At 61.3% G+C, this 23,533-nt stretch carries 24 protein-coding genes and 2 pseudogenes; 12 read left to right on the forward strand and 14 right to left on the reverse strand.

The features are described 5' to 3' along the window. Positions 1-12: 12 nt before the first annotated feature. On the reverse strand, positions 13-906 hold the full coding sequence (locus tag G520_RS0110615; protein WP_028535646.1) for an SDR family oxidoreductase: 894 nt from the start codon (positions 904-906) through the stop codon (positions 13-15). Positions 907-1,028: 122 nt separating this feature from the next. Here G520_RS0110615 and G520_RS0110620 point away from each other — a divergent pair, with 122 nt between their 5' ends. Beyond that, the gene (locus G520_RS0110620) at positions 1,029-1,949 is read left to right on the forward strand and encodes an AraC family transcriptional regulator (RefSeq protein ID WP_028535647.1); all 921 of its coding nucleotides are present in this window, start codon (positions 1,029-1,031) and stop codon (positions 1,947-1,949) included. 417 nt (positions 1,950-2,366) lie between these two features. Then, positions 2,367-4,550 carry a methyl-accepting chemotaxis protein gene (locus G520_RS0110625; RefSeq protein ID WP_084637578.1) on the forward strand — a complete coding sequence of 728 codons (2,184 nt, stop codon included), beginning with the start codon at positions 2,367-2,369 and terminating at the stop codon, positions 4,548-4,550. A 50-nt stretch (positions 4,551-4,600) separates the two neighbouring features. Here G520_RS0110625 and G520_RS0110630 read toward each other — a convergent pair whose 3' ends face one another. Genes G520_RS0110630 through G520_RS0110645 form a run of 4 tightly spaced genes read right to left on the reverse strand, consistent with a single transcriptional unit; the run spans position 4,601 to position 7,646 of the window. Next, positions 4,601-5,164, reverse strand: a complete 564-nt coding sequence (locus tag G520_RS0110630) for a hypothetical protein (protein ID WP_028535649.1) — start codon at positions 5,162-5,164, stop codon at positions 4,601-4,603. Then, the gene (locus G520_RS0110635) at positions 5,161-5,811 is read right to left on the reverse strand and encodes a DUF484 family protein (protein WP_028535650.1); all 651 of its coding nucleotides are present in this window, start codon (positions 5,809-5,811) and stop codon (positions 5,161-5,163) included. The genes G520_RS0110630 and G520_RS0110635 overlap by 4 nt, the downstream gene beginning before the upstream one ends. A gap of 14 nt (positions 5,812-5,825) precedes the next feature. Then, positions 5,826-6,656, reverse strand: a complete 831-nt coding sequence (dapF, locus tag G520_RS0110640; RefSeq protein WP_028535651.1) for a diaminopimelate epimerase — start codon at positions 6,654-6,656, stop codon at positions 5,826-5,828. 54 nt (positions 6,657-6,710) lie between these two features. Further along, entirely contained in the window at positions 6,711-7,646 is a 936-nt protein-coding gene (locus G520_RS0110645; RefSeq protein WP_028535652.1) for a lactate/malate family dehydrogenase, read from the reverse strand. A 186-nt stretch (positions 7,647-7,832) separates the two neighbouring features. Between G520_RS0110645 and G520_RS22415 the strand changes: the two genes are divergently transcribed. The 3 genes from G520_RS22415 to G520_RS0110660 all read left to right on the forward strand — a co-directional run bounded on the left by G520_RS22415 (position 7,833) and on the right by G520_RS0110660 (position 10,330). Beyond that, the gene (locus G520_RS22415) at positions 7,833-8,462 is read left to right on the forward strand and encodes a TetR/AcrR family transcriptional regulator (RefSeq protein ID WP_051229321.1); all 630 of its coding nucleotides are present in this window, start codon (positions 7,833-7,835) and stop codon (positions 8,460-8,462) included. A 245-nt stretch (positions 8,463-8,707) separates the two neighbouring features. Then, complete coding sequence (locus G520_RS0110655) at positions 8,708-9,520, forward strand: crotonase/enoyl-CoA hydratase family protein (protein ID WP_028535653.1); 813 nt, start codon at positions 8,708-8,710, stop codon at positions 9,518-9,520. Positions 9,521-9,871: 351 nt separating this feature from the next. Then, positions 9,872-10,330: a hypothetical protein gene (locus G520_RS0110660; RefSeq protein WP_028535654.1), complete on the forward strand. Its 459-nt coding sequence runs from the start codon at positions 9,872-9,874 to the stop codon at positions 10,328-10,330. Positions 10,331-10,386: 56 nt separating this feature from the next. Here G520_RS0110660 and G520_RS0110665 read toward each other — a convergent pair whose 3' ends face one another. Further along, positions 10,387-11,088, reverse strand: coding sequence for a pirin family protein (locus tag G520_RS0110665; RefSeq protein ID WP_028535655.1), 702 nt, complete (start codon positions 11,086-11,088; stop codon positions 10,387-10,389). Positions 11,089-11,449: 361 nt separating this feature from the next. Between G520_RS0110665 and G520_RS0110670 the strand changes: the two genes are divergently transcribed. Further along, positions 11,450-11,974 carry a cysteine hydrolase family protein gene (locus G520_RS0110670; RefSeq protein WP_028535656.1) on the forward strand — a complete coding sequence of 175 codons (525 nt, stop codon included), beginning with the start codon at positions 11,450-11,452 and terminating at the stop codon, positions 11,972-11,974. A gap of 102 nt (positions 11,975-12,076) precedes the next feature. On the opposite strand, the pseudogene G520_RS24430 reads toward G520_RS0110670, so the two are convergent. The 3 genes and pseudogenes from G520_RS24430 to G520_RS25820 all read right to left on the reverse strand — a co-directional run. Then, positions 12,077-12,250 (reverse strand): annotated as a pseudogene (locus tag G520_RS24430) (recombinase family protein); the annotation flags it as partial. 26 nt (positions 12,251-12,276) lie between these two features. Then, positions 12,277-12,669 carry a VOC family protein gene (locus G520_RS0110680; protein WP_028535658.1) on the reverse strand — a complete coding sequence of 131 codons (393 nt, stop codon included), beginning with the start codon at positions 12,667-12,669 and terminating at the stop codon, positions 12,277-12,279. 1 nt (position 12,670) lies between these two features. Continuing rightward, positions 12,671-13,279: a helix-hairpin-helix domain-containing protein gene (locus G520_RS25820; RefSeq protein WP_281424348.1), complete on the reverse strand. Its 609-nt coding sequence runs from the start codon at positions 13,277-13,279 to the stop codon at positions 12,671-12,673. A 159-nt stretch (positions 13,280-13,438) separates the two neighbouring features. On the opposite strand from G520_RS25820, the pseudogene G520_RS24925 reads away from it, so the two are divergent. The 3 genes and pseudogenes from G520_RS24925 to G520_RS0110705 form a co-directional block, all read left to right on the forward strand. Next, positions 13,439-13,613: pseudogene (locus G520_RS24925) on the forward strand (DUF4158 domain-containing protein); the annotation flags it as partial. A 194-nt stretch (positions 13,614-13,807) separates the two neighbouring features. Then, positions 13,808-15,052, forward strand: a complete 1,245-nt coding sequence (locus G520_RS22425) for a tyrosine-type recombinase/integrase (RefSeq protein ID WP_246542649.1) — start codon at positions 13,808-13,810, stop codon at positions 15,050-15,052. Positions 15,053-15,097: 45 nt separating this feature from the next. After that, complete coding sequence (locus G520_RS0110705) at positions 15,098-16,903, forward strand: alkaline phosphatase family protein (RefSeq protein ID WP_028535661.1); 1,806 nt, start codon at positions 15,098-15,100, stop codon at positions 16,901-16,903. Positions 16,904-17,030: 127 nt separating this feature from the next. On the opposite strand, the gene G520_RS0110710 is transcribed toward G520_RS0110705, so the two are convergent. Beyond that, a complete protein-coding gene (locus G520_RS0110710; protein ID WP_028535662.1) occupies positions 17,031-17,924 on the reverse strand; it encodes a LysR substrate-binding domain-containing protein in 894 nt (297 codons plus the stop codon). A gap of 210 nt (positions 17,925-18,134) precedes the next feature. On the opposite strand from G520_RS0110710, the gene G520_RS22430 reads away from it, so the two are divergent. The 3 genes from G520_RS22430 to G520_RS0110725 all read left to right on the forward strand — a co-directional run bounded on the left by G520_RS22430 (position 18,135) and on the right by G520_RS0110725 (position 20,012). Continuing rightward, positions 18,135-18,398 carry a hypothetical protein gene (locus tag G520_RS22430; RefSeq protein WP_051229322.1) on the forward strand — a complete coding sequence of 88 codons (264 nt, stop codon included), beginning with the start codon at positions 18,135-18,137 and terminating at the stop codon, positions 18,396-18,398. A gap of 20 nt (positions 18,399-18,418) precedes the next feature. Further along, positions 18,419-19,027 carry a glutathione S-transferase gene (locus G520_RS0110720; RefSeq protein WP_028535663.1) on the forward strand — a complete coding sequence of 203 codons (609 nt, stop codon included), beginning with the start codon at positions 18,419-18,421 and terminating at the stop codon, positions 19,025-19,027. Between the two features lie 115 nt (positions 19,028-19,142). Beyond that, a complete protein-coding gene (locus G520_RS0110725; RefSeq protein WP_028535664.1) occupies positions 19,143-20,012 on the forward strand; it encodes a DMT family transporter in 870 nt (289 codons plus the stop codon). 190 nt (positions 20,013-20,202) lie between these two features. Here the strand turns inward: G520_RS0110725 and G520_RS0110735 are convergent, their stop codons facing one another. From G520_RS0110735 to G520_RS23975, 4 genes are all read right to left on the reverse strand, one after another. Then, on the reverse strand, positions 20,203-20,805 hold the full coding sequence (locus G520_RS0110735; protein WP_028535665.1) for a phosphorylase family protein: 603 nt from the start codon (positions 20,803-20,805) through the stop codon (positions 20,203-20,205). 698 nt (positions 20,806-21,503) lie between these two features. Further along, the gene (gene dsbG, locus G520_RS0110740; RefSeq protein ID WP_051229323.1) at positions 21,504-22,301 is read right to left on the reverse strand and encodes a thiol:disulfide interchange protein DsbG; all 798 of its coding nucleotides are present in this window, start codon (positions 22,299-22,301) and stop codon (positions 21,504-21,506) included. A 104-nt stretch (positions 22,302-22,405) separates the two neighbouring features. Then, positions 22,406-22,939 (reverse strand): flavin reductase family protein, encoded by a 534-nt coding sequence (locus tag G520_RS0110745; protein ID WP_211222806.1) that lies wholly within the window; start codon positions 22,937-22,939, stop codon positions 22,406-22,408. A gap of 163 nt (positions 22,940-23,102) precedes the next feature. Beyond that, positions 23,103-23,533: glycine radical domain-containing protein (locus G520_RS23975; RefSeq protein ID WP_156876921.1), on the reverse strand; the 431-nt coding region annotated here is incomplete at its 5' end.

Raw genomic sequence — 23,533 nt, forward strand, 5'->3', positions numbered from 1 at the left:
CGGCGCTGGAAGTCATGGCGCGAAGTAACCGGATTGCCGCATATCGTCCAGAAGGGAGGGCTGAACGGGAGCCCAGCCCAGCCATTCCCGCGTCCTGTGCGCGGATGCCGCCGCCTCCATTTCGGCAAACGCCGTGAACCATGTGAAGTGCGCCTGGGCCTCGTCTTGGGATCTGCCCTCAACGGGCAGCTGCAACTGGCGGCCGATTTCGGTGGCAATATCACGAAATGGTATCCGTTCTTCCGCTACGGCATGGTAACGCACGCCCTTCGCTGCCCGCTCGAGGGCCAGCCGAAAGACCGCAGCGGCATCCAGCCGGTGCACCGCGGCCCAGGGATTCAGTCCCTCGCCGATATAGGCCGAAACGCCGTGCCGGCGCGCGATGTCGATCAAGACAGGCACAAAACCATGGTCGCCGGCGCCGTGCACGGAAGGGGGCAACCGAACCACGGATGCGTGAATGCCGCGCTCGACAAGCGCATCGGCAGCCGCCTCGGACGCACGGGGAAAGGCGGCTGAAATCCGGGGCGCAGGGTCGTCCTCGCGTACCGCGCGCCCCTTGACGATAAGGCCCGTCCCGGCAGCAATGACGATGGGGCGCTCGGATGCGGCGAGTTCCTCACCCATGGCCTCGATTGCACGCCGGTCGAGCATGCAGTTCTCTGCAAAATGCGAAAAATCGTGATTGAAGCCGGTATGGACCACCCCCTCGGCCCATGCCACCGCTTTACGCAGACCCGCCGTATCTTCCAGGCTGCCGCGATGCACCTTGGCGCCTGCCTGTTCGAGCGCCGCAACCCCCTTGTCCGAGCGCACCAGCCCCAGCACCTCATGCCCCGCACCGAGTAACTCCGCTACGACGGCAGAACCAATGAATCCGGTCGCTCCGGTAACAAAAACGCGCATGATCGTTTCCTCTTCGTTGGGCCGATACCGATTTCATCAGCCATTCGACGATCCTACGGCCTTGTGCCGAGACGGTCCATGCGATAAAGTCTCTATTACATTCGCAATCGTCCTGAATCGACATGGATCCACTGTCTAACGCGCTTGCCTTGCTCAAGCCACGCCACTATCTGGCCGGCGGCATGGATCTGGGCGCAAACGTTTCCTTGCACTTTGGACGGCATGAAGGCATCAAGTGCTATTCGGTTGTTTACGGCGATTGCTGGATCTCGCTCGACGATGATTCACCCGCGGTTCACCTCATGGCCGGCGACAGTTTTCTGCTGCTGCATGGCCGGGCGTTTTGCCTGTCGACGGATCTCGACACCCCTCCCGTCGATGCGATTCCCTTTTTGAGCACCATCCGCCGGGAAAACGGCGTGGCGCGCATCGGCGGCGGGGGGCGCTGCAGCATTGTCGGCGGCTTCTTTACCTTCGAGGGCAGCGACGCAAGGAGTCTCTTCACACAATTTCCGCCCATCGTGGCATTGCAGTCCGATGCGGACAAGAACGCAATGCGCGCATCGATAGAGAGCATGCGGGAAGAACTGAAGGCACAGCAACCGGGAGTCGATCTGGTCGTGCAAAACCTGGCATATCTGATGCTGATCCAGGCACTCAGACGACATCTCAGCGACCAGCGCCCGCCTTGCGCGGGTTGGCTGTTCGCGTTGAGCGATCCCGTCATGAAACACGCCATCAGCGCAATGCATCAGTTGCCGGACCAGGCCTGGACTGTCGAAAAACTGGCCCGGCATGTCGGCATGTCGCGCTCGGTCTTCGCGCAGCGGTTCAAGGAACGTGTAGGCACATCCCCCATCGAATACTTGACCGAATGGCGCATGCGGCTGGCCGAGGACCGTCTGAAAAATACGCACGACTCTCTCGGCGAAATTGCACTCTCGCTGGGTTACGAGTCGGAAAGCGCCTTCAGCACGGCCTTCAAACGCGTGATGGGCAGCTCCCCGCGCAAGCATGGCAGAAAACGCGCGGAACCGTCATGACTCCGCCGAAATAGAGCCCACCGGACTCGGCTTCCTGCCGATCACGAACAGTCTCGGCGACCCAGCGGGCCGACGTCTTCGATCACGGGCAACGAAGCCGCGCCGATACCGTGTTAGCCCCTCAAACGTGTGCCGACAGTCGATCACAAAGCGAACGGCGCCCGGCGATCGCCAATTGGCCACCCGATGGCAAGATCGCGGCTCATGCCCGCATTCTCATGCTTGCTTGCCGATGGTCAATCGGGACCATCCGTGAGCCAACTCTGGGCGGCGGCAAGATGAACCCGCCACGTCGGTCGCGGGTTTTTTCATGCAGGGAAGCTTGCAAAGCCTTGCCGTCATTTGGTTACACCCGCATGACCGTCTATAACGCAATATCGTTTCCGCAATGCCATTTATCTATTTGACGGATAACTTATGCCCAGATCAATTCGAAAACCATGGAAAGTGTTTCTCTACGTCCGTCTGCTCTGGGTGTGCGCAGGGTTTATCCTGCTGTCTGCGGCCTGTTTCTGGTGGCTTCAGCAGTCAGAAGGGCAGCGCGAAGAGGCCGCCAGGCGGCAGATCGTCGAGCAGGAGGCGCTGCCGGCCTTGACGGCCAAGCAGAAGACCTTGCATGACCTGTTCGACACGATGTACGAGAACACGCGCACCATCAGTCTGCTGCCGAGCGTCAGGGCGATTCAGGGCGGCAATCGCGCGGACGAAAAAGAAGACATCGTCGCCAATCACCGTTTTTCCGCCGATGCATTCAATACGGTGCAGCAGATTTTCAATAATATCGCCGCACGAGCCAATGTGTCCGAAGTGTATGCCGTGATGGAAGGACTGGACTTCAAAAAAGGGCAGGTGCCCTTCTTCATGTTCGATACCGTGCGTCTGGAACCGTTGGTAAACAAGCCGAAAGAAGAAGAGAAGATCAAGAACCCGGACCATCCGGAAGAACTGGAAGACGAAGAGTATACCTATTTCCCCAAGCAGATCGCAGCCATAAAGGCGGCGCACCCGGTGTTCGATTTCAAGTCGCTGGATGATATCCCGGCGGCCACATCCCCCCTGATGCGCACCTGCGACAATACCCAGTATTACTCGATCAAAGAGTGCAATGTCTACGACGCATCCGGCTTTTTGTACTCAGTGCCGATCTACGACCTCGGCCACAAAATGCGGGGGGTGATTTCATCCATCGTTCGCGCCAATGTTTTCGAAGCCGCGATGCTGGACGTTCCGTTTCTGGTACTGACCGGCAAGGATAGGGAAGAAGCGCAAAAAGCCGGCTTCAGCATGCCGCCGCAACCGGGTAATTTCGCCTTGGCCAACGCCGAGCGCGGCATCCGGATTTTCGATCGTCGCAATACCGCCCTGCCGCGCATCCTGGCCAATCCCGATCTCGCTCAACGCCTCGGCGGCGTGCTGCTGAGCCGGCCCTTGCCCATTCATAGCGACACAGCCTGGACCGTATACTACTACCTCTCTCCGGCCGTGCTGACCGAGCGGCTGGCGCCCCTGCATGCGAGCTATCGCAGCCGTTTGCTGAATGCCGCATTGCTCATGGGGCTGCTGCTCGTCTTTGCCCTGTTCGTGGTCTACCGCCAGTACCTGGGATTTAAAGAAGTCTACGATTTGCGTCTCATCGAAAAGACCATCACCCGCGTGGCCGACACCCACGACTTGACATGCCGTGTCGATGGGCTGTGCAGCAAAAAGGCCGAGCATACCGCCATGGCGCTGAACCGACTCCTGGGGACCTTGCAGAGCAGCATGCTGGAGGTCGACGACAGGCTGGGGCGCACGGTCGCGGCAAGCCAGAGCATGGGCGCGGCATCGGTGCGGCTGACCCGCTTCGCCGAAGCGGGAGAAGAAGCCTCCCAGCATATCGAGCAGGAACTCGGCCAGTTGAACCTCGCCATGCAGCAGATTTCGCAAAACAGCGGGCAGGCACGGGAACTGAGCGCGGGTTCGGTCGATGTCGCCAAGCGCAACAATGCGGTCATCCACGTCGCGCTGGCAGACATCCGTTCCGTTTCGGCTGCGGTCGAAAAAACGGGAGACTGCCTCAAGCAATTGCAGAACTCCAGTCAGGAAATCACCAAGATTGTCAGCGTCATCGAATCTCTGGCCGCGCAGACCAACCTACTCGCGCTGAATGCCGCAATCGAGGCGGCACGCGCGGGCGAGGCCGGACGCGGTTTCGCTGTCGTGGCCGATGAAGTTCGCAAACTGGCGGACAGCACCAGCCGTTCGACCGGCGAAATCGATTCCATCGTAAAATCCATCCACTCGCAAGTCCAGGTCGCGGTGCATGATATGGAAGACGTCGAAGTGCGCGTCTTGTCCAGTGTAAGCAATATCGACTCCGCAGGCGACTCGGTCAAGGCGATCAGCGATCAGTCGGACCAGGTCATGGCACTGGTGGGGACGGTCAGTACGAGCGTCGGGGTCCAGCAGCAGAGCTGCGCCAAGGTGGCCGACAATGTCGGAGACATCGCACGCAACGCCTCGCACACACTTGAGGTGGTGCAGGCCAGTAATCAGGAGCTCGGCCGTCTGAACGAGCATGTCGAGGAAATGCACGCGATCGTCACGCGCTTCAAGCTCTAGCGCAAGCCTGTGCCGGCAAGCCGTAGCCGGAGGGATGGCGTGCAGCGGGGTCAGAAGTAGCGCAGGATGGCCGGCACCATGACACGGGCAAGCTCGATGGCGGCCAGCGGCATCGCCAGCGTCCCGACGGCCAGCGCCAGCCACCCGAGGTGGCCGTTACGCCGCAACAAGGCGGCGTAAACGCGATATAGCAGATAAACCAGAGCCGTCATCAGAGGCGGCAACATGATATAGAGCGCCAGGGCCTTGCCCCGGCCCAGCGCGGTCGTCGCGGCGATGCCCACATGCAGGCAGAGCACGGCCGCAAAATACCCGGCCAGTTCGGGCTCCGTGCCGACAAAGCGCACGCCATGGCGGTCGGCGCGCAGTGCGGAGATGCTCCACAGCATGGCGGCAGCCCCGCTGACGGCATAGGAGTAGAAGAAGGGCAGCCACACCGGCGTCAACGCTTCGTGCGGCAGCACGGCGCGCACGGTGACGGCGACCATGAAAAAGCCGGCGACGTAACAGGCCTGGGCGTTGCCGTCGCGGCTGGCCATCAGACGCCACAAACCGTGCAACCAGGCCAGAGCCAGCCAGGCGGCAAACAGTCCCGACAGCGGAAACAGACTCACGCTCGATCCAGAATACGCAACCACGCCGCCGCGATCAGATCGCCGATCTGAGCCAGATAATGGGTGTGCATGTCGAAAGTAAAACGCTCCGGATCTTCGCTGGCCAACACCAGAATGCCGAACGCTTCGCCGCGATCATCGCGCAGCGCGAGCTGGCTGAACGACTGCAACACCGGCATGGGGGGAAACCAGCTGAGCACTTCGTCGTTGGCATAGGGGCCGCAATAGGGGGCGGACAGATTGCGCGCGAGGCTGCGTATATCGAGCCGGGCGGTATAGGCGGGGGCGGCCAGGACTTCAGCGGCGGGGTGCCAGAGGCGCAAGGCCGAGCGGTCCAGTCCGAACTGTTCGGACAGGGCGGCCGGCAGCACCTGCAACAGGGCCTCGGGTGTGCTGGCGCGCACGAGCGCCAGCGCCAGCTTGTGGCTGCGCAGCTGGATCAGATCGTTGGCTTCGCCATGCCGCAACAGCTGCGCGAGACGCGCCTCCTGCTGCCGGTTCTTGTCCTTGAGCTCCAGCAACTGGCGGTCGACCAGCGACACCACGACCCGGTCGTGGCTGCCGGGCTTGAGGCCGAAGCGATCAGCGTGGTGGGTCAGAAAATCCGGATGATTCTCCAGAAAAGCCAGTACGTCGTCACTCTGCATGAGAACTCCCAGACTCAGATATCGATTTCGCCGTTGAAAACCGTGATTGCGGGGCCGGTCATGCGCACGGGCGTGCCGACGCCAGCCCATTCTATCGTCAAGTCGCCGCCGCGGGTATGGACCCCGACCCGCGGATCGAGCAGGCCCAGGCGGATGCCGGACACCACCGCCGCGCAGGCGCCGGTGCCACAAGCCAGTGTCTCGCCCGCGCCGCGTTCGTACACGCGCAGGCGGATTTCATCGCGCGCGAGTACTTGCATGAAACCGACATTGACCCGCTCCGGAAAACGCGGGTGCCCTTCAATGGCCGGCCCGATGCGGGCGACTTCGGCGGTGGCGACATCCGCCACGCACAGCACGGCATGCGGATTGCCCATCGACGCCAGAGTGACTTCGAATCGCCCGGCCTCGGTGTCCAGTACCTGGCGCAGACTGTCGCTCCCGGCCAGAAAGGGGATCTCGTCCGGTGCGAAACGCGGCTGCCCCATATCGACCTCGACCAGGCCGTCCTCGTGCAGCAGCGGCACGATCACGCCCTTGGCGGTCTCAACGCGGATTTCGTTTTTGTTGCTCAGACGCTGATCGCGGACGAAACGGGCAAAACAGCGCGCACCATTGCCGCACTGTTCGACTTCATTGCCGTCGTTATTGAAAATGCGATAGCGGAAGTCATTATCGCGGTCGACCGGCGCCTCGACCAAAAGCAACTGGTCGAAACCGATGCCGAAATGGCGGTCGCCGAGCTGGCGGATGCGTGCCACGTCGAGCTTGACGGTCTGCCGGACTCCATCGATGACCATGAAGTCGTTGCCTAGCCCGTGCATCTTACTGAATTTGAGTTTCATGCCAGCCGTCGTCCCGTGTGTTCGAATTTGCATCATAACGCATCTCGGCGACCGTCACAGATCGTGCGCTACGGCGATCATCGAACGCAAGTGCGCCTCCGAACGTTCGAAAGCCCGCGTCTCATCCTCGGTGAAGCGGTAACTGAGAATCCGGTCTACGCCATGCCGGCCGATGACGCAGGGCACACTGACCACCACGTCATCAAAGCCATATTCGCCCTGCAGCATGACGCCGACGGGAAGGACGGAGCGTTCATTGGCCTCGATCGCGCGGATGATACGAAAAACGCCGGCCGCAATGCCGTGATTGGTGTTGCCCTTGCGGTTGAAAATCTCGAAACCGGCATCGATCACGCGCTGGCGGATCGCCGTCTTGTCGATGGGCGGCAGGCCATTGAGTTCGCAATAGCTGTCGACATCCAGTCCGCAGACGTTGCAGATGCTCCACGGGATGAAACAACTGGCGCCGTGGTCGCCCAGCACATAGCCGAAAATGTTCTTCGGGTCGATCTTGACGTGATCGCTGAGGATGCGCATGAAGCGGGCCGAATCTACCAGCGTGCCGGCCGAGATCAGACGTGTGCGCGGGTAGCCGGAATGGTGCAGGGCGACCTGGGTGATGACATCGACCGGATTGGTCACGATGATGACGACCGCCTCGGGCGAATAGCGTTCGACGGCGGCGATGACAGGCTGGATCAGCACGGCGTTCTCGCGCACGATCGCATCCCGCGACTGCCCCTTCTGTATCTGAGCCCCCGCGGTAATGACAACGACATCACTGCCGGCGGTATCGGCATAATCGCCAACCACCAGGTCGGGATTCTTTGCGTACGTAAAGGCCGTCGTATGCGCAAAATCCCACATTTCGGCTTCGGATTTCTCGCGCGATTTATCCACGGCCACGATCTCGGTCGCTTCCGACATATGCAGCAGGCAACCGACCAGTTCGGTGCCGACGGCACCCATCCCTATCACTGAAACTTTCACGATTTCACCCTCGTAGACGAATGCTTGTCTTGACTGTTTTTATGTCCGGTATTCTATTCGCTTGGCTGGCGGACGTCTGTGAAAAGCAAATGTCGGGCCGGGCGTCTGTTGCCTCGACGCAGACACCGGCCGCAAGGACATGCCACAAGCATTGACAGCTTACCAAGCAGTAAGTAGAGTCGGCGCATGGCACCCGACACCGACCCGCGCGGAGACACCCGCAAACGCATCCTGGATATCGCCGAGACACTCTTGCTGACCCGGGGGTTCAACGGCTTCAGCTATCAGGCGATCAGCGGCGAGCTGGGGGTGAAAAATGCCGCTATTCATTACCATTTTCCACACAAGACCGACCTCGGCATCGAATTGATCCAGCGCTACCGTCGCCGTTTTCGCCGTTTCACCGAAGCCCAGGCCGACCTCGATGCCGCCTCGCGGCTGGATGCGTATTTCGAATTGACGGACAGCTACTATCGCCGGCATCGCCAGGTCTGCCCGAGCGGCATTCTATCGACCGAGTTTCACACCCTGCCTTGCGCAATGCAGGACGAAGCCGCCCTTTTCATCGAGGAGATGCGTGCCTGGTCGGTGGCCATCGCCCGACAGGGACGCGACGGCGGCGTTTTCCACTACGCCGGGAGCGCCGAAGCAATGGGCGCGGTCATGTTTTCAGCCTTGCAGGGTGGCTTGCAATTGGCCAGGGTCGACGCGGAGCTGCTGGGCACCCTGAAATATCAATTGAAGACATTGCTTGGCATCGCCCCTGCCTTGCCGGAACGCGGGCAACAGGCCTTGAGCCTCCCCGTCGAGGGCTGACTCACCCGCCCGTCGCCATGCCTTGCGCGGATGGGTGATCACAGGGCAGAAGCCGATTCACGTCGCCAGCCCCGGCTAGCGCACGGCAGACAGTCCGCCGGCTCCGCCGCAGAGCGATGGACGCGACTCGATCCGGAGCCTGGCGGCGACTGCTGTCGTCGCTGCACGGCATGGCCAGACCCGTTATCGGATTCGGCGCTTGCAATAGGGCCCGGGCCTCGATACCCAAAACGTGGAGACACCCGATGCAATTTCGATCGATTCATTTCGAACTGCGCGACGGCATTGCCATCATCAGCCTTAACCGTCCCGATAAAGCCAACGCGCTCGACGATACGCTGTGGCAGGAGCTGCGCGCCGCGATGGAGAGCTGCGACGAGATGGCCGAAGTACGCGTCATCGTGCTGGCCGGTGAAGGGCGTCATTTTTGCGCCGGCATCGACTTGGGGATGCTGATGGGGGTGCAGGCGGCAATCCGGGACGATTGCGAGGCACGCAAGCGCGAAAAACTGCGACGCCTGATTCTCGAGTTGCAAGCCACTGCGAGCGCCCTCGAACGCTGTGGCAAACCCGTGATCGCCGCCATTCACGGCGCTTGTCTCGGCGGTGGACTGGATATCGCCCTGGCGGCCGACTTCCGCTATGCGACGCAGGACGCGATTTTTTCGGTGCGGGAGCTGGATCTGGCCATGGTGGCGGACATCGGCACCTTGCAGCGCTTGCCGCGCATCGTAGGCGAGGGGGTGGCCAGGGAAATGGTACTGACCGCGCGCGATGTGGGCGCGATCGAAGCGCAGGGCATCGGCCTGGTCAACCGGATTTATCCCGATGTGCCTGCGCTGCGGGCGGCGGCCCTGGCCTGCGCGCACCAGATCGCCGCGCGCTCGCCGCTGGCCGTACGCGGCTGCAAGCAGGTATTGAACTTCAGCCGCGACCATAGCGTGGCCGACGGTCTCGAATACGTTGCCACCTGGAACGCCGCCATGCTCCTGTCGGACGATTTGCCCATCGCAGCCATGGCCATGGCTGCGGGCGACCGCCCACGCTATCGCGACTGAAAACAGCGCTGAACGCGCATCAAGCATGAGGCCGACAAGGAACGTCCGGCCAACTCTGATAGACAGCCCTCCGTGGTGCGAACCCGTCGCCTTGCGTGTCGCGAGGGTGGGTTGGCCATGTGCTGCACATACGGCTGTTTGCACCTGTTTCGGTTAACGAAAACACATTTACTATAAATTTCAGCTTTGACAAACGGGCAGCAATCGGCCAAAGTTCGATCCTATAAGTTGCCGCTTTCCCGGATGATTCTCATTGGACCAGGCTTTTATCTCTCAGCAGTGCCCATTCAATGCGACGCCGGGATATTCCTCATGCGTTCGACAACGAACCACTCGCAACAGGAACACGCCATGAACCGTTTTCTGATTTCCGCCGCCTTCGCAGCGATCGCCACTGCTCCTGCAATGGCAGCCGATGTCGGTATTTCGATCAACGTAGGCCAGCCGGGATTCTACGGACGTCTGGATATCGGTGGTTTTGCGCCGCCGCCGGTCGTTAATGTGCAACCGGTCTTCGTGACTCCGGTCCCGGAAGACCGTCCCCCGATCTACTTGCGCGTGCCGCCCGAGCATTCGCGCCACTGGAAGCGCTACTGCCGGCAATATCACGCCTGTGGCGAACGCGTATTTTTCGTGCAAGACCAGTGGTACAACCACGAATACGCCCCGCGCTACAGGCAGGAACACGGTCATGGAAACCATGGCGATCACGGTGACCACCGTGACAATGGCCGCCACGACAATGGCCGCCACGACAACCATCAAGATCCACGCTGGATTGACCAGAATGGCGGCGACCACCGCAATTGATCGCAAAAACGGCGCCCACTGCGGCGCCGTTTTTGGGTACCAAGGACTCCCGCCTCTCAGCCGGGCAAGTCGAACAGCAATATTTCAGCCGCAAGCCCCGCATCCAGCACCAGCGGCAATGCACCTTGCAATTTGACGCCATCTCCCGCACGCATGACGTGCCCATTGAGTGTGACCTCGCCGCGCGCAACATGCAGATAGCCTTTGCGCCCGTCTTCAAGCGTCCACGTTATCTTTTCTTTGCCCTCGATCAAAGCCGCGTACAGATACAGGTCCTGATGCACGAGCAGGCTATCGTCACGCCCGTCCGGCGATACCAGCAGGTGCAAGCGCCCGCGCTTGGCCGTATCCGGATAGTGCCGTTGCTGATAAGCCGGCGTGAGCCCCGATTGCTTGGGGTGGACCCAGATTTGCAGAAAATGCACCTGTTCCGTCGCGGAATGATTGAATTCGCTATGCGCTATCCCTGTGCCGGCACTCATCAACTGGACATCGCCGGGCACGATCACCGACCCGGTTCCCAGGCTGTCTTTATGTTCCAGAGCGCCGTCGAGAACGTAGGAGATGATTTCCATCTCGCGGTGCGCATGTGTGGGAAATCCCCCGTCCGGGCTCACGACATCGTCGTTGATTACGCGTAGCGCACTCCAGCCCATGTGGGCGGGATCGTAATAATCGGCAAACGAAAACGTATGGTGACTATCCAGCCAACCGTGGTTCGCGTGTCCGCGCTCATCCGCTCTTCTGAATTGCATCATGGTCGTATTCTCCGTGCCGGGCGATATGCCCTCGCTTCCATGAGAACAGTATGATTTATATGTTTTCGATTTAATAACGCAAAATTTACGCAAAACATATCGATTTTTTTGATGCCTACTTACCCTCTTATCCGAGGGGGCGCCGCAGCAACGCCATGGCCGTGCCCTCTGCGCGACAGGCGCGGACTTCTCATGGTTGACGACTACGCCACAGTAAGAGCCAGGAGGGGAGGCCGTCTAAGCTGCCGCAAAAGACCACGCAAGGAGGGCAGGACGTAGCAGTGCAATTGCAGCGGATATGCAATTTAAGTATGCTTGCGCTGCAATGGATCGCTACCCACTTACCCGTCGAGGACTATACATGCCCGATACCGCTTTGCTGATCATTGATGTACAGGTGGGAGTCGTCGAGGGCGAACTGCGTGCAGCCCGCCTCGACTCCGTGCTTGAAAACCTCAACCTCGCCATCGCCAAGGCGCGCCAGCGCGGCTACCCGGTCATCTTTGTCCAGCACGAGGAAGAAGAGCTGCAACGCGGCTCCGAAGCCTGGCAACTTCATCCCGGCCTGGCCCGAGCCGAAGGCGATGTCAGCATCTACAAACGCTACGGAGACAGCTTCTGCGAAACCGATCTTGCCCGACTGCTGACGGATAAAGAAATCAGTACGATCTGGATGGGGGGCTGCGCCACCGATTTTTGTTTAGACAGCACCTTGCGCAATGCGGTGTCGCGCGGATATCAGGTCACCGTCATCCGCGATGCGCACACGACCTTCAGCGCATTCGCTCTCGGAGCAGAGCAGGTGATTGATCACTTCAATGCGGCATGGAGCGCCACGAAAGCCACCCCGAAACCGTTGCATGTCATTTCCGCCCAGGAACTTTGACTGAGCCGTATCGGGCGCCACGGGCAGGATGCTCCACCGGATGTCCAGCCCCGCGCGGGCGCGCTCGACGGTCAGCTCGCGCTCCATCCCGGCGCGACTGGCCATCGCGTGGAAGAAGAAGCGGCCGGACGGCGTGCCGGTGTCGATGGAGTCAGTGAGACTCCTGAACTGGAAGCCTGGCTTGTGCAGATTGCCGACCGGATCAACCCGTTGCTTGACCGATCGGCCCGGACGGTCGAGCGTCCAGACAACCAGGGTATCGCCTTCACGCAGCATTTCGATATGAGCATATAGCGCCAATCCTAGCTGCCCATGGGAGAACACAGTTCGATCAGAGTTCCTTCAATGGAACGCACATACGCAACTATCTGGCCCCACGGTTTTTCGACAGGGCCGCGAATGGGGCTCGCACCGCAGTCAATCGCGTTCTGGTAAGCCGCCGGTACGTCATCGGTTACAAACGCCAGTTCAATCCCCGGTGCTGCGGCTTCCGCATTTACCGGGAGATAAGCCTCGCCGAAATTGGCCTCTGCTAGTCCAAGGGATGCAAATGCAAGTGCAGTCGCACCAGTATCCAGCTCCCCGTACTCGCCTGATTCGTGCAAGAACCTGGATTTGAACCCAAAGGCTTTCTCGTAAAACACCAACGCATCGGCAACCGAATTGACATAGATGATCGTGTAACCAAATTTCATTTCATTGAGCCTTTCGGGGTCGGTCTTTCCTGCTATTGGTGAATTCCCACCAGGGACGTGGCGGCTTTCCGTCGAGAAACTCCGTGACCGACACAAAAACGTCGATTACGCACGGGTCATGGCGTACGCCAGTGATTTCACACAGCCGTTCATACATGTCGAACGGGCACTCGCCAGCAATGTCTTCGGGCTTGGTATAACCAAGCAATCGAAGGCCTTTGGCCGTTTCTTTGCCGACATTGGGTAAGTCAGTCAAGCAGCGGACACGTGATCGATCAACTTTGGATGGATTCATGAATGGAGCTCCATTGCTAGCCCACTGGCGCAGCAGGCGCTTTTTCAGGGAGGCGCATTCTTGCGAGTTGCGTCCCTTGTAGCTGGCGATGCGATCCGCCGTGGCGACCCGGCGGGCGCTCGACCTCGTATCGCAGGCCGCCCAGGTCGAACAGCCTCGCGCCAGGCAGCGCTTCGGCCTGCAGATCGAGTCGCTGGCATCCCGGTCGGAGCCATGCGGCACCGAACCGAAGAGGCGCGGGCACGCCGTGCGGAAGCGGCTTACCGCTTCGCGCAGCGCACTGCGCTTCATGTAGGGCACAACAGACGCTCGCATGGGCTTCCTTGCTTATCGAATCTCGTTGAGATGATGTGCAATCGAGAATGGGATTTCAAGAACTGTTTTCGAGAATCCAAATGCCCTGATTTTCCGTGCTGCGCCGGCTGCCTTGGCGGGCTTGTCACAAACCTGCGTTTTCAAGAAGAAGGAAACCGCCTGCCCCGCCGTTCGATCCTCTCCGCCGCGGCGCGGCAGCTTGCTCGCGTTGCCCGATGACCAAGACGGGCTCATCCGACACTGCACCTTCAGCGAGTCCGACCTGTCGCCGATCCGTTGGCGTCGCCGCGCAGTTGTGCATGCTGCGCAGTTGTGCATGCTGCGCTTCCCCGGCCAGGACCTGCTGCCCGGCACTGCGGTCGAACACATAGCCATTTCCGGTTTTATCGCCGCCGCCGACTGCAAAAATTTTTCTGTAATTTATTTTATGTAATACGTAATATACGAATGATTGTTCACAAAACAGCAATGATTACATTCATAATCGTTGCTGTTATAGTGGGTCGAAGACAGAACAGGAGCCCAAAAATGACCGGTATCAAGGGGAGGGGAGGTTTGCCGGAGATGAGCGAGTTGCGTTCCCGCCTGGTGCTGGCCGACTGGGTGGAACTCAGCGGCGAAGCCGGGGAGAACCGGGTGCGCGGCCGGGGCTGGCGCCAGATTGCCGCCGACGACGATGCCGCGGCAATCGAATCCTGGCTGGCCACGATAGAGAACCCGCACACCCGGCGCGCCTATCGCAAGGAAGCCATCCGGCTGATGGCATGGGCCGTCAGCTTGCGCGGCAAGGCCGTATCGAGTCTGCGTGTCGATGATTTGCGCCTCTACCTGGACTGGCTGGCCGCACCCGTCCGGCCGGCGCAATGGCCGGCCCACTGGCGTCTGATCCAGGGACCGCTGCAGGCATCGAGCCGACGCCAGGCGAAAGTGATATTGCAGACCCTGTTCGATTACCTGGTCAACGCCAGCTATCTGGCCAGCAACCCGTTTCGCCTGCTGGGAACAAAACAGCGCGGACGCGACCTGGGCGGGGCCGGCGGGGGCCTGGACGCAGCAGGCGGTATCGGCATGCCGCGCTGGCTGGAACCCGAGCTCTGGCGCTGGACACTGGATTTTCTGGACCTGCTGCCGACGCGGACTCCGCAGCAGGTCGCGCGCGCCGAGCGGCTGCGCTTTCTGCTGATCTGGCTGTATCGCACTGCCGCACGACGCAGCGAACTGGCGTATGCCAGAATGGCGCACATCCATTTCAGCTATGGCATGTGGCTGTGGCGCATTGCAGGCAAGGGCGGGGCCGTCGCCGATATTCCGCTCGACTCCGAGGCCCTGACCGCACTGGTGCGCTATCGCCGCTATCGCGCGCTGCCTGACCTGCCCGCAGCCGATGAAACCGCGACGCCGATCGTGACGGGCCTGGACGGGCAGACGGCGGTCGAGGGACTGCAGATCTATAGCGCGCTGAAGTGGTTTTTCGCCCGGGCCGCCCGCGCGGCCGAGGCCATCAATCCAGGCTGGGCGGCACGGCTGGACGCGGCATCGACCCACTGGCTGCGCCATTCGCTGGCCTCGCATGCCGCACAGGCCGGCGTGCCCATCCACCTGACGGCGGAGCGTCTTCGCCATCGCTCGCACGCGACCACGCAGCGATTTTACGTTCATGCGAGTCTGCGTGACCAGGCGCAAGCCTTTGCGTTCTCCCTGCCTTGCGACAATGGAGCCGCCCCGCCCGATGCAAGTACATCGGCAACTGACATGCCAATGAAATACCCGTGAGCTACAGTGAGCGACTGACTTTGCTACTGATAGAGGAATCGCCGCATGCGTTCATTGCTCGCCGCCGCACTTTTGGCCGTTGCCTGCCCAGCCATGGCGCAGACACCCGTCCATAACGTCATCCTGTTCGTTGCCGATGGCCTCAGGCCGGGCATGGTCAACGCCCGCACCGCGCCGACCATGACGGCACTGATGAACCAGGGGGTACGCTTCAGCAATACCCACTCGCTGTTCCCGACCTTTACCACGGCCAACGCCTCGGCCATGGCAACCGGTCACATGCTGGGCGACAGCGGCGATTTCAGCAACACCATCTACACCGCGTTCCAGGTTCCCGGCGCGGGAGACAGCCTGACCCCGTTTCTGGAAAGCGACCCGGTGCTCGGCGATGTCGACGAACATTTTTCCGGCGACTACCTGAACGAAGAAACCATCCTCAAAGCCGCCCGTGGGGCAGGCTACTCCACCGCGACCATAGGCAAACTCGGTCCGGCGCTGATTTTCGATCACACCGAGCGCAGCGGCCAGCACACCATCGTCGTTGACGACATGACCGGCCGCGCAGGAGGCATCCCGCTGTCCGATGAGCTCAAGCAGCGCCTCGATGCAGCACACCTCGCCCCGCAGGCCCCGACGCGCGGCGCCAACGGCCCGTCCGGCAATGCGACGACGCCCGGCACGACGTCCGCCAACATCGTACAACAGCAGTATTTCGCCGCGGTGGCCACGCGCGCGGTCCTCCCCCTGTTCAAGGCGCGCAACAAACCCTTTGTAATGGTGTACTGGTCGCGGGACCCGGACGGCTCGCAGCACAATCAGGGCGACAGCCTTGGGCGCTTGCTGCCGGGGATCAACGGCCCGACCTCGCTGGCGGCGATCAAGAATGCCGATGACAATCTGGCCAGCCTGCTGGCCGCAATCAAGCAACAGGGTCTGGAAGACAGCACCGACGTGATCGTGACGTCGGATCACGGCTTCTCGACCATTTCCAAGGAAAGCGCGACGAGCTGGGCGGCTGGCCGCCGCTACGCCGACGTCACCGCCGCGCAATTGCCGCCCGGCTTTCTCGCCATCGATATCGCACATGCACTGGGAAGCAATCTGTACGACCCGGATGCCAAAGGCGCCCCCGTGGCTGCCGACCACTACCCCTCGCGCGGCAACGGCCTGATCGGCGCCGACCCGGCCCACCCCGACGTGATCGTCGCCTCCAATGGCGGTTCCGACCTGGTCTACCTGCCGACGGGCGACAAAGCGCTGGCCGCGCGGATCGTCGCCGCACTGTCGGCGCAAGACTATGTCAGCGGACTGTTCGTCGACGACAGTCTTGGCCGCATCCCCGGCACCCTGCCGCTCTCTGCCATCGCACTGCGGGGAACGGCGGTGACACCCATGCCGGCCATTGCCGTCAACTTCCGCACCTTCTCGACCGGCTGCGCCGACCCCACCACCTGCGGCGTCGAGATAGCCGACACGGCACTTCAGCAGGGGCAGGGCATGCACGGCAGCTTCTCGCGCGCCGATACGCGCAACATCATGGCGGCGACAGGCCCCGCATTCCGCCGCCATTTCGTCGACACCGCCCCTGCCAGCAACGCCGACATCGGCAAGACCGTGGCCGATCTGCTGCACTTGAACATCCCGGCTCATGGCAAACTGGTCGGCCGCGTACTATCGGAAGCGCTGGTCAACGGCAAAATGCCGCGTGCAACGACGCAGACCTTGCGTTCCGACGTCGATGCCGAGGGGCATGTCACCGTCGTCCAGTCGCAACGGGTGGGCACGACCCGGTATTTTGATGTTGCAGGCTACCCTGGACGGACGCTCGGACTGCCGGCAGACAGCCAGTAACCCCGGCCGCCCCGGGCGACGCCGAACCGATGCGCACCGCTCGCCGCGAACGAGAGGTGCGCATTTCTCATGCCTGCCGCCATGTCAGAAATGCCATCGCAGGCAACACCTCACCGCGCGGCTTGCTCTATTTCGAGGGTAGCGACGCAAAATACAGCGCGACCTCTTCTTCTATCCATTGAATGAAATCGTTGCGCTTGATCTGGGCGCTTTCGCGCTGCGGCCAGACCAGCCAGTGCGGATGCGCATACGGAACGGTAATGTCGGTCAATTGACACAGGCTGCCGTTGTCGAGCGAGGCCTGGACAATGCTGCGCCGTTCCAGCGCGACGCCTTGCCCCAACTTCGCCGCTTCGAGCACCAGATTGGAGTCGTTGATCCAGAGGGCGGCATGCGCCGGCTCGGCCACACCCGCCGCCTGGCACCAGGCCAGCCACGACTCCGGCGTCCGCACCGCCGGCGCGGCGACGACCTCGGTCGGGGTGCGCGGCAAGCGCCCATGGTTAAATGTGGGCGAGGCGACCATGACCAGTTCGTCGTCGAACAGTTTCTTCTGCTGCAGCCCCTCCCAATTACCTTGCCCCATGCGCACGCCGACATCGACCAGGCCCTGGCGCAGATCCTGTATGTCCAGGCTGGCACGCAAGCTGAGGCGATAGGAGGGGAAACGGGCATGAAAACGCGGCAGGCGCGGCAACAACCAGTTTGCGCCAAAAGACGGCAGCACGGCGATGACCAGCTCGCCCTCCCGCGGGCGCGCCTGCACCAACCGGGTAGCTTCGGTTAACTCGGCCAAACCCAGTCTGATTTGCAGCGCGTACAAGCGGCCATCTTCGCTCAAGCGCAGGCCGCGCCCCTCTCGCAGCAGCAGGACGACGCCGAGCATTTCTTCCAACTGCTTGATCTGCTGGCTGATAGCCGAATGCGTGACATGCAGTTCGGTTGCGGCCAGCGTGACGCTGCCGAGGCGGGCGACAGCTTCGAAACTGCGCAGGGCTGAGAGGGGAGGGAGAGGTCTCATGTAAGTAAAACTAACATAAATGTCAAATTAATATCAATTTTTCTGCGGCCGGCAAAACATTATAGTTACGGCATAGGTGAGGGCAGGCAGCATGGGCGCACTGTCGAGTTGCGCCAGCGCAGCCGCGCAGAAAGGTTTCGGACCTTGCGAAACGCCCCCTCCAATTCGTTCGGCGTCGCACGGCGGCGCCCAAGCCCAGGGAGATACGCCATGTCGCATTCTTTGAAGCTGGTCCTGGCTGCAGATGAACTACTGGCCCTGCAGCTCGCGCAACCCTGCCGCGTTCTGGCGACAAGCGGTCGCCACTGGCTGACCGTAAACGGTCGCGATATCTGCCTGGATGAAACATGCCGCTCGGCGCTGCTGCCGCGCGGCAAGGTCCTGATCGAGGGCTGCGGCCGACTGGAATTGTACGCCGAAGCACAATCGCCGCGGCTACGGCCGCGACTGCACCTCAATACCGTATCCATCTGAGCAAAAGAAAGGATAGATCCATGCAGTTGATCGGCATGCTGGACTCCCCCTACGTGCGTAGGGTTGCCATCTCGATGCGCCTGATGGGCATCCCCTTCGAGCATCGTTCCCTGTCGGTATTCGGCGGGTTCGATGAATTCAGAACCCTCAACCCCGTGGTCAAGGCGCCGACCCTGATCTGCGACGACGGCAGCGCGCTGATGGATTCGACGCTGATTCTCGACTATCTGGATAGCCTGAATGCAGGCCGGCTGTCGCTGATGCCCACCGAGCCGGCCGCCCGGCAACGCACCTTGCGCGTGATCGGTCTCGCCCTGGCGGGCTCGGAGAAGGCCGTGCAGGTCGTTTACGAGACCCGCTTGCGTCCGGCGGACAAACAACACGCCCCCTGGCTGGCGCGCGTGCGCCTGCAACTGGGCGCCGCTCTGGACGGGCTGGAGGCCGAGTTCGCCCGACATGCGCCATCGACTTCCGCGCTAGACCAGGCCGGAGTGAGTAGTGCCGTGACATGGCGTTTTGTACATGAGATGTTGCCCGAGATCGTGAATATCGACGACTACCCGCTGTTGCGCGACTGGGGTTCCGAGGCGGAACGCCACCCGGCCTTCATTGCGACGCCGTTCGCATGAGGGTGCCGAATTCAACCGCAAGAGACGGGGTGGCGACGCTGTCGGGCGCGTCTACCTTGCATGCAGGGAGGTCGGCGCCGTGCCGGCCACGAAGAGAGCGCAAAGGATGGGTCCGATGAATCTGCTTGAGTTATTGCTATTGGCTGCAATATGGGGAGCGTCGTTCCTGTTCATGCGCATCGCCGCCCCCGAACTCGGAGCGATCGCACTGATCGCATGCCGGGTCGGCATCGCCACCCTGGTCCTGCTGCCGGTCATGCGAACCCGCGAGGCGCGTAAACAGCTACGGCAAAAGGCTTTGCCCGTTTTTCTGGTCGGACTCACGAATTCGGCCCTGCCGTTCTGTCTGTTGGCCTGGTCGACCTTATATGTCAATGCCGGTTTCGATTCGGTGCTCAACGCCACCACCCCTCTATGGGCCGCGCTCATCGCCTGGGGCGGTTTCAATATCCCGCTGAGCAGGGCGCAGACGGCCGGGCTGGTGCTCGGACTGGGCGGCGTTCTGCTGCTGGTGCACGACAAGCTCGGAGGCGGCGCGATCGACGTGCCCCTGGCCGTGGCGGCCGCCCTGACCGCGACGTTTTCCTACGGTTTTGCGGCCAACTATTCCAAGCGCCATCTCGCCGGCGTCAGTCCCTTCGTTCTGGCCTTCGGCAGTCAGGCGTCCGCCGCCCTGGTCCTGCTTCCGCTGGCGCCCCTGTTCTGGCCCGCGCATGCGGTCGCCCCTTCGACCTGGCTGTGCGTGGCGGCGCTGGGCATCGTTTGCACCGGAATCGCCTATATCCTGTTTTTCAGGCTGATAGAGCGTGTTGGGGCGGCGTATGCGACATCGGTGACTTTTTTGATTCCGGTGTTCGGCGTACTCTGGGGAGCGCTCTTTCTCGGCGAGTCCGTCAATGCGAACATGCTGGCCGGTTGCCTGGTCGTTCTGCTCGGGACGGGAGTCGGCAGCGGCAAGATCGCCTGGCGGACTCAAAGGGCCTGATCGTCGCAACGGGCAGACCGTCCTGCCAGGGCGGCCGCGCGCCGTATCGCCGTCACGGTCTACCCCGGCAGTTCATTCGGGCGGTGGATGCCGTCGATCGCATCGCGCGCCGCATCCACCGCCCGATGCACGGCAGGCACGCTCATCGTGCGTGCGCAGCAGGCGGGGAGGGCGCGTTCGGCGCCGTCGTTCAGATCTGGCCGTCCAGCAACTGTCCGATAAAGCGCTTCAGTCCTTCGGCCAGCCGCCGAACCGATAGATCGAGGTCCCAGTCGTCGTGTCCGGGCCGGACCACATTCGAAATCGAGCGCAGCTCGTAGAAGCGCTGTCCTTCCTGTCGGCAGACATGAAAGAAAGCCGCACCTTCCATGTTCTCGATATCGATACCGCTGGTATCGATGAACGGGGCAAGCGCCGCGTTTACCGAATAGCTGCTGGCCAGCGGAAACGGCGATAGCGCCGGAAGGTATGGGCAGTCCAGCGTATGCCGGGGCTCGAAATCCATGTCGATGGCCAGCCGCGACAAGTGACGGAAACCGTCGGGGGTGAAAAATCCGAGATCGGCCTCGCACTCGCTGGCGACCAGGACGGTATCGCCGATCTTGAGCGGCGCAGCCGGATACATGCCGGCAATACCGGCCAGAATCAGCACATCGGGACGATGCTGTTCAATGGCTTTCAGGGTGGAATAGGCCGATGCGGTCAGGCCGACGCCGCCGATGACGATGTCAGCGGACGGGTGCGCAAAATCGCGAGCTTCGGTGGCGGTCGGAAAAATGACGACAATTTTCATGAAAACGGTCCGGGTAGCAATTTTGCGGGATTATGCCACGGCGACGCCTTGTCCGGCGTGTCACGGCACCGACGCCGGTATCGACTCGCGTTGCTGGCGGTAGGTTTTCTCTGACGTTTCACTCGACTGCAGACACTGCGCACGCTGCCTCAAGTCCGGCATTCGATTGCACTCATTGCGTTGCCATGCCTGGCCGGATGCGTATAATTGCTCGTTGCTGCACGCGCACGCGAGCACGCTCAGCATCGCAGCAAGGCAAAGAGGATAACGGCAATGCACCATCCCGGGCTCCAGTGCTCTGAATAACCATGAAACTCCATTTTAGCCGATTCCCGCGCATCAGCTCATGCACACCCATAATTTGACATAATATACATTATACGAACATTTGGTAATTGAGAGTCCGTTGCGCTGCCCCATGTATTTGCCGGGATCTGTTGGTGACGTTTTGTATGCCACCCGCGCAGGCGCGTTTTCGTCTGGCAGCTGTGCCATGTCTTCCCGGCTCACCGACCAACCCTAGGGTTTCGGGCAGCTAGGAATACGCCATTCTCCAGAATCGCCTACAGAAGCTCGCCCGTGAAAGCGGACTCATGATGGCCGGCGAGTCGAATGAAAGTGCCGGCATCGGGTGTTCCGGGCAACGGCCCTGCGGACAGCTCCACTCAAGCCATCGCGGAACGCGAAGGCCGTCGGGCTCAGCGCGCTCCGAATATCGCATTCAAACCCGCCGCGTCGGGCATCCCGGTGCGAATCCGAACGCCACCGCGTGCATCACGCCAGATAATGGCCGGCGTACCCTGCATGCCCCAAGTCTCCATCAAGCCGGCGTTTGCATCCAGCTGTGCTTCAATGTCGTGCGGAATACGCTTCAGGGGATGGGTCTCGCCTTGCAGATAGGTTCTCTCATGAGCGGCCAGGGCCGCGGATGGCGATTGGGCTGCCAGTAAAGCGGCGGCCAAGCCGGGACTCCGCGGCGTGAGAATTCCGACGATGACATGCCTCAGCTGGACTTTGCCAGAGTCGACCCAAGGCCTCGCCGCCGTCCAGAAGCGGTTGCAATATGGGCAATCCGGATCGGTAAAAACGTACACGACGCGAGGCGCGGCGGCCTTGCCGTCGGCAACCCAGCGACTGCGGCCGAGATCCGTCCACAAACCTTCATGCATGGCGGGCACGACGACGCTCTTGAGCGCGCTTTCGGAAGCGTCGTTGCCGTTCGCATCCAGCATGCGCCCGACGATGACATGCTGCCCATCAGGGGTAAGGTAGAAAGCAACAGCGCTCTGCCCTTTGAAGCCCGCCCAGGCGACCAGACCGCCAGCGGCCTCGAATGTGCCGACGATGGTGAAGCCCTGCTTCTCCATCGCATGCAATGGCGCAGGCAGTGCGGGACGGGCGCTGGCGCCGCCGGCAAGAAGCAGTACGCCGGCAATGAGCACGGTGAGCCGCTTTACAAGAACATCGACATGACGCCGTGCAAGCCGGGAATTCATGCGCAGACCCTCTTTCGTGACATGGCTGTGCGATGCATCATATCATTATATAAATAAATAGTATGTACTTATCCTAAATTTACCGTCCCGCGGTGAACGCCCCATCATGGCATTTTCGATTTCAGATGGATGCTCCTGCCATCGACCACGAACTTGCCATAGCCATGATGATGCAGGGTTTTGGGGTTTTCCTTTTCCGGATCCACCCACGCCGCAAGAACCTCAAGGACAAAAATGCCATAGGCCTCGACCAGACTGTCGTCCACGACCCTGCACTCGAAATTGGCAAAGCACTCCTCGATGAGCGGGGCGGATACCCGCCCGGCGGCGACGGGAGTCAAGCCGAAGGCACTGAATTTGTCGACGTCCCGCCCCGACACATTCCCCACCGCCACCACTTCAGAAGCCGATTCGACAGAAGGAATCGCAATGACGCACTCGCCCACGGCGCGCATGGCAGCAAAACTGTAGTCGCCATTACTGACGACGCACGCCAGTCTCGGCGGAACGAATTCGACCATCATGTGCCACAACATCGCCATGACATTCATTTTTCCGTTCTGCGCCGTCGTCAGCAACACCACCGGACCGGGTTCAAGAAAACGGTAAACATCGGGTAAAGCCAGTTCTTGCATCATGGCAGCATAAGCTCATGGTTAACGACCCCACTTGGAACACTAGACCATCGTGCGAACAACGTCGGCACCGGCGAACGCCTGGGCGGCATGCAAAACGCGGGGACCGCAGGCTTGCGCCCGCGATCCCCGCGTTCTTCTTACAAGGGACTACCCTGCCCGCCTGTTACATCTTGGCGTGGAAGGTGCGGTTGATCACATCCAGCTGCTGCTCGCGCGTCAGCTTGATGAAGTTCACCGCGTAACCCGACACGCGGATCGTCAGTTGCGGGTACTTTTCCGGGTGTTCCATCGCGTCGAGCAGCGTGTCGCGGTTGAACACGTTCACGTTGACGTGGAAACCGCTAGCGGCGGCGAAGCCGTCCAGGCAGTTCGCCAGGTTGCGCGCACGTTCCTGGGCGGTGTGGCCCAGCGAATCCGGAGTCGCCGAAGCGGTCCAGCTGATGCCGTCCAGCGCCGAGTTGTACGGCAGCTTGGCTACCGAAGCGCCGGCGGCCACAAAGCCCTTCACGTCGCGGCCGTTCATCGGGTTCGCACCCGGAGCAAACGGTTCGCCGGCACGGCGGCCGTCCGGGGTGTTGCCCGTCTTCTTGCCGT

The sequence above is a fragment of the Paludibacterium yongneupense DSM 18731 genome (genome assembly GCF_000422925.1).
In the GTDB taxonomy this organism is placed as follows: domain Bacteria; phylum Pseudomonadota; class Gammaproteobacteria; order Burkholderiales; family Chromobacteriaceae; genus Paludibacterium; species Paludibacterium yongneupense.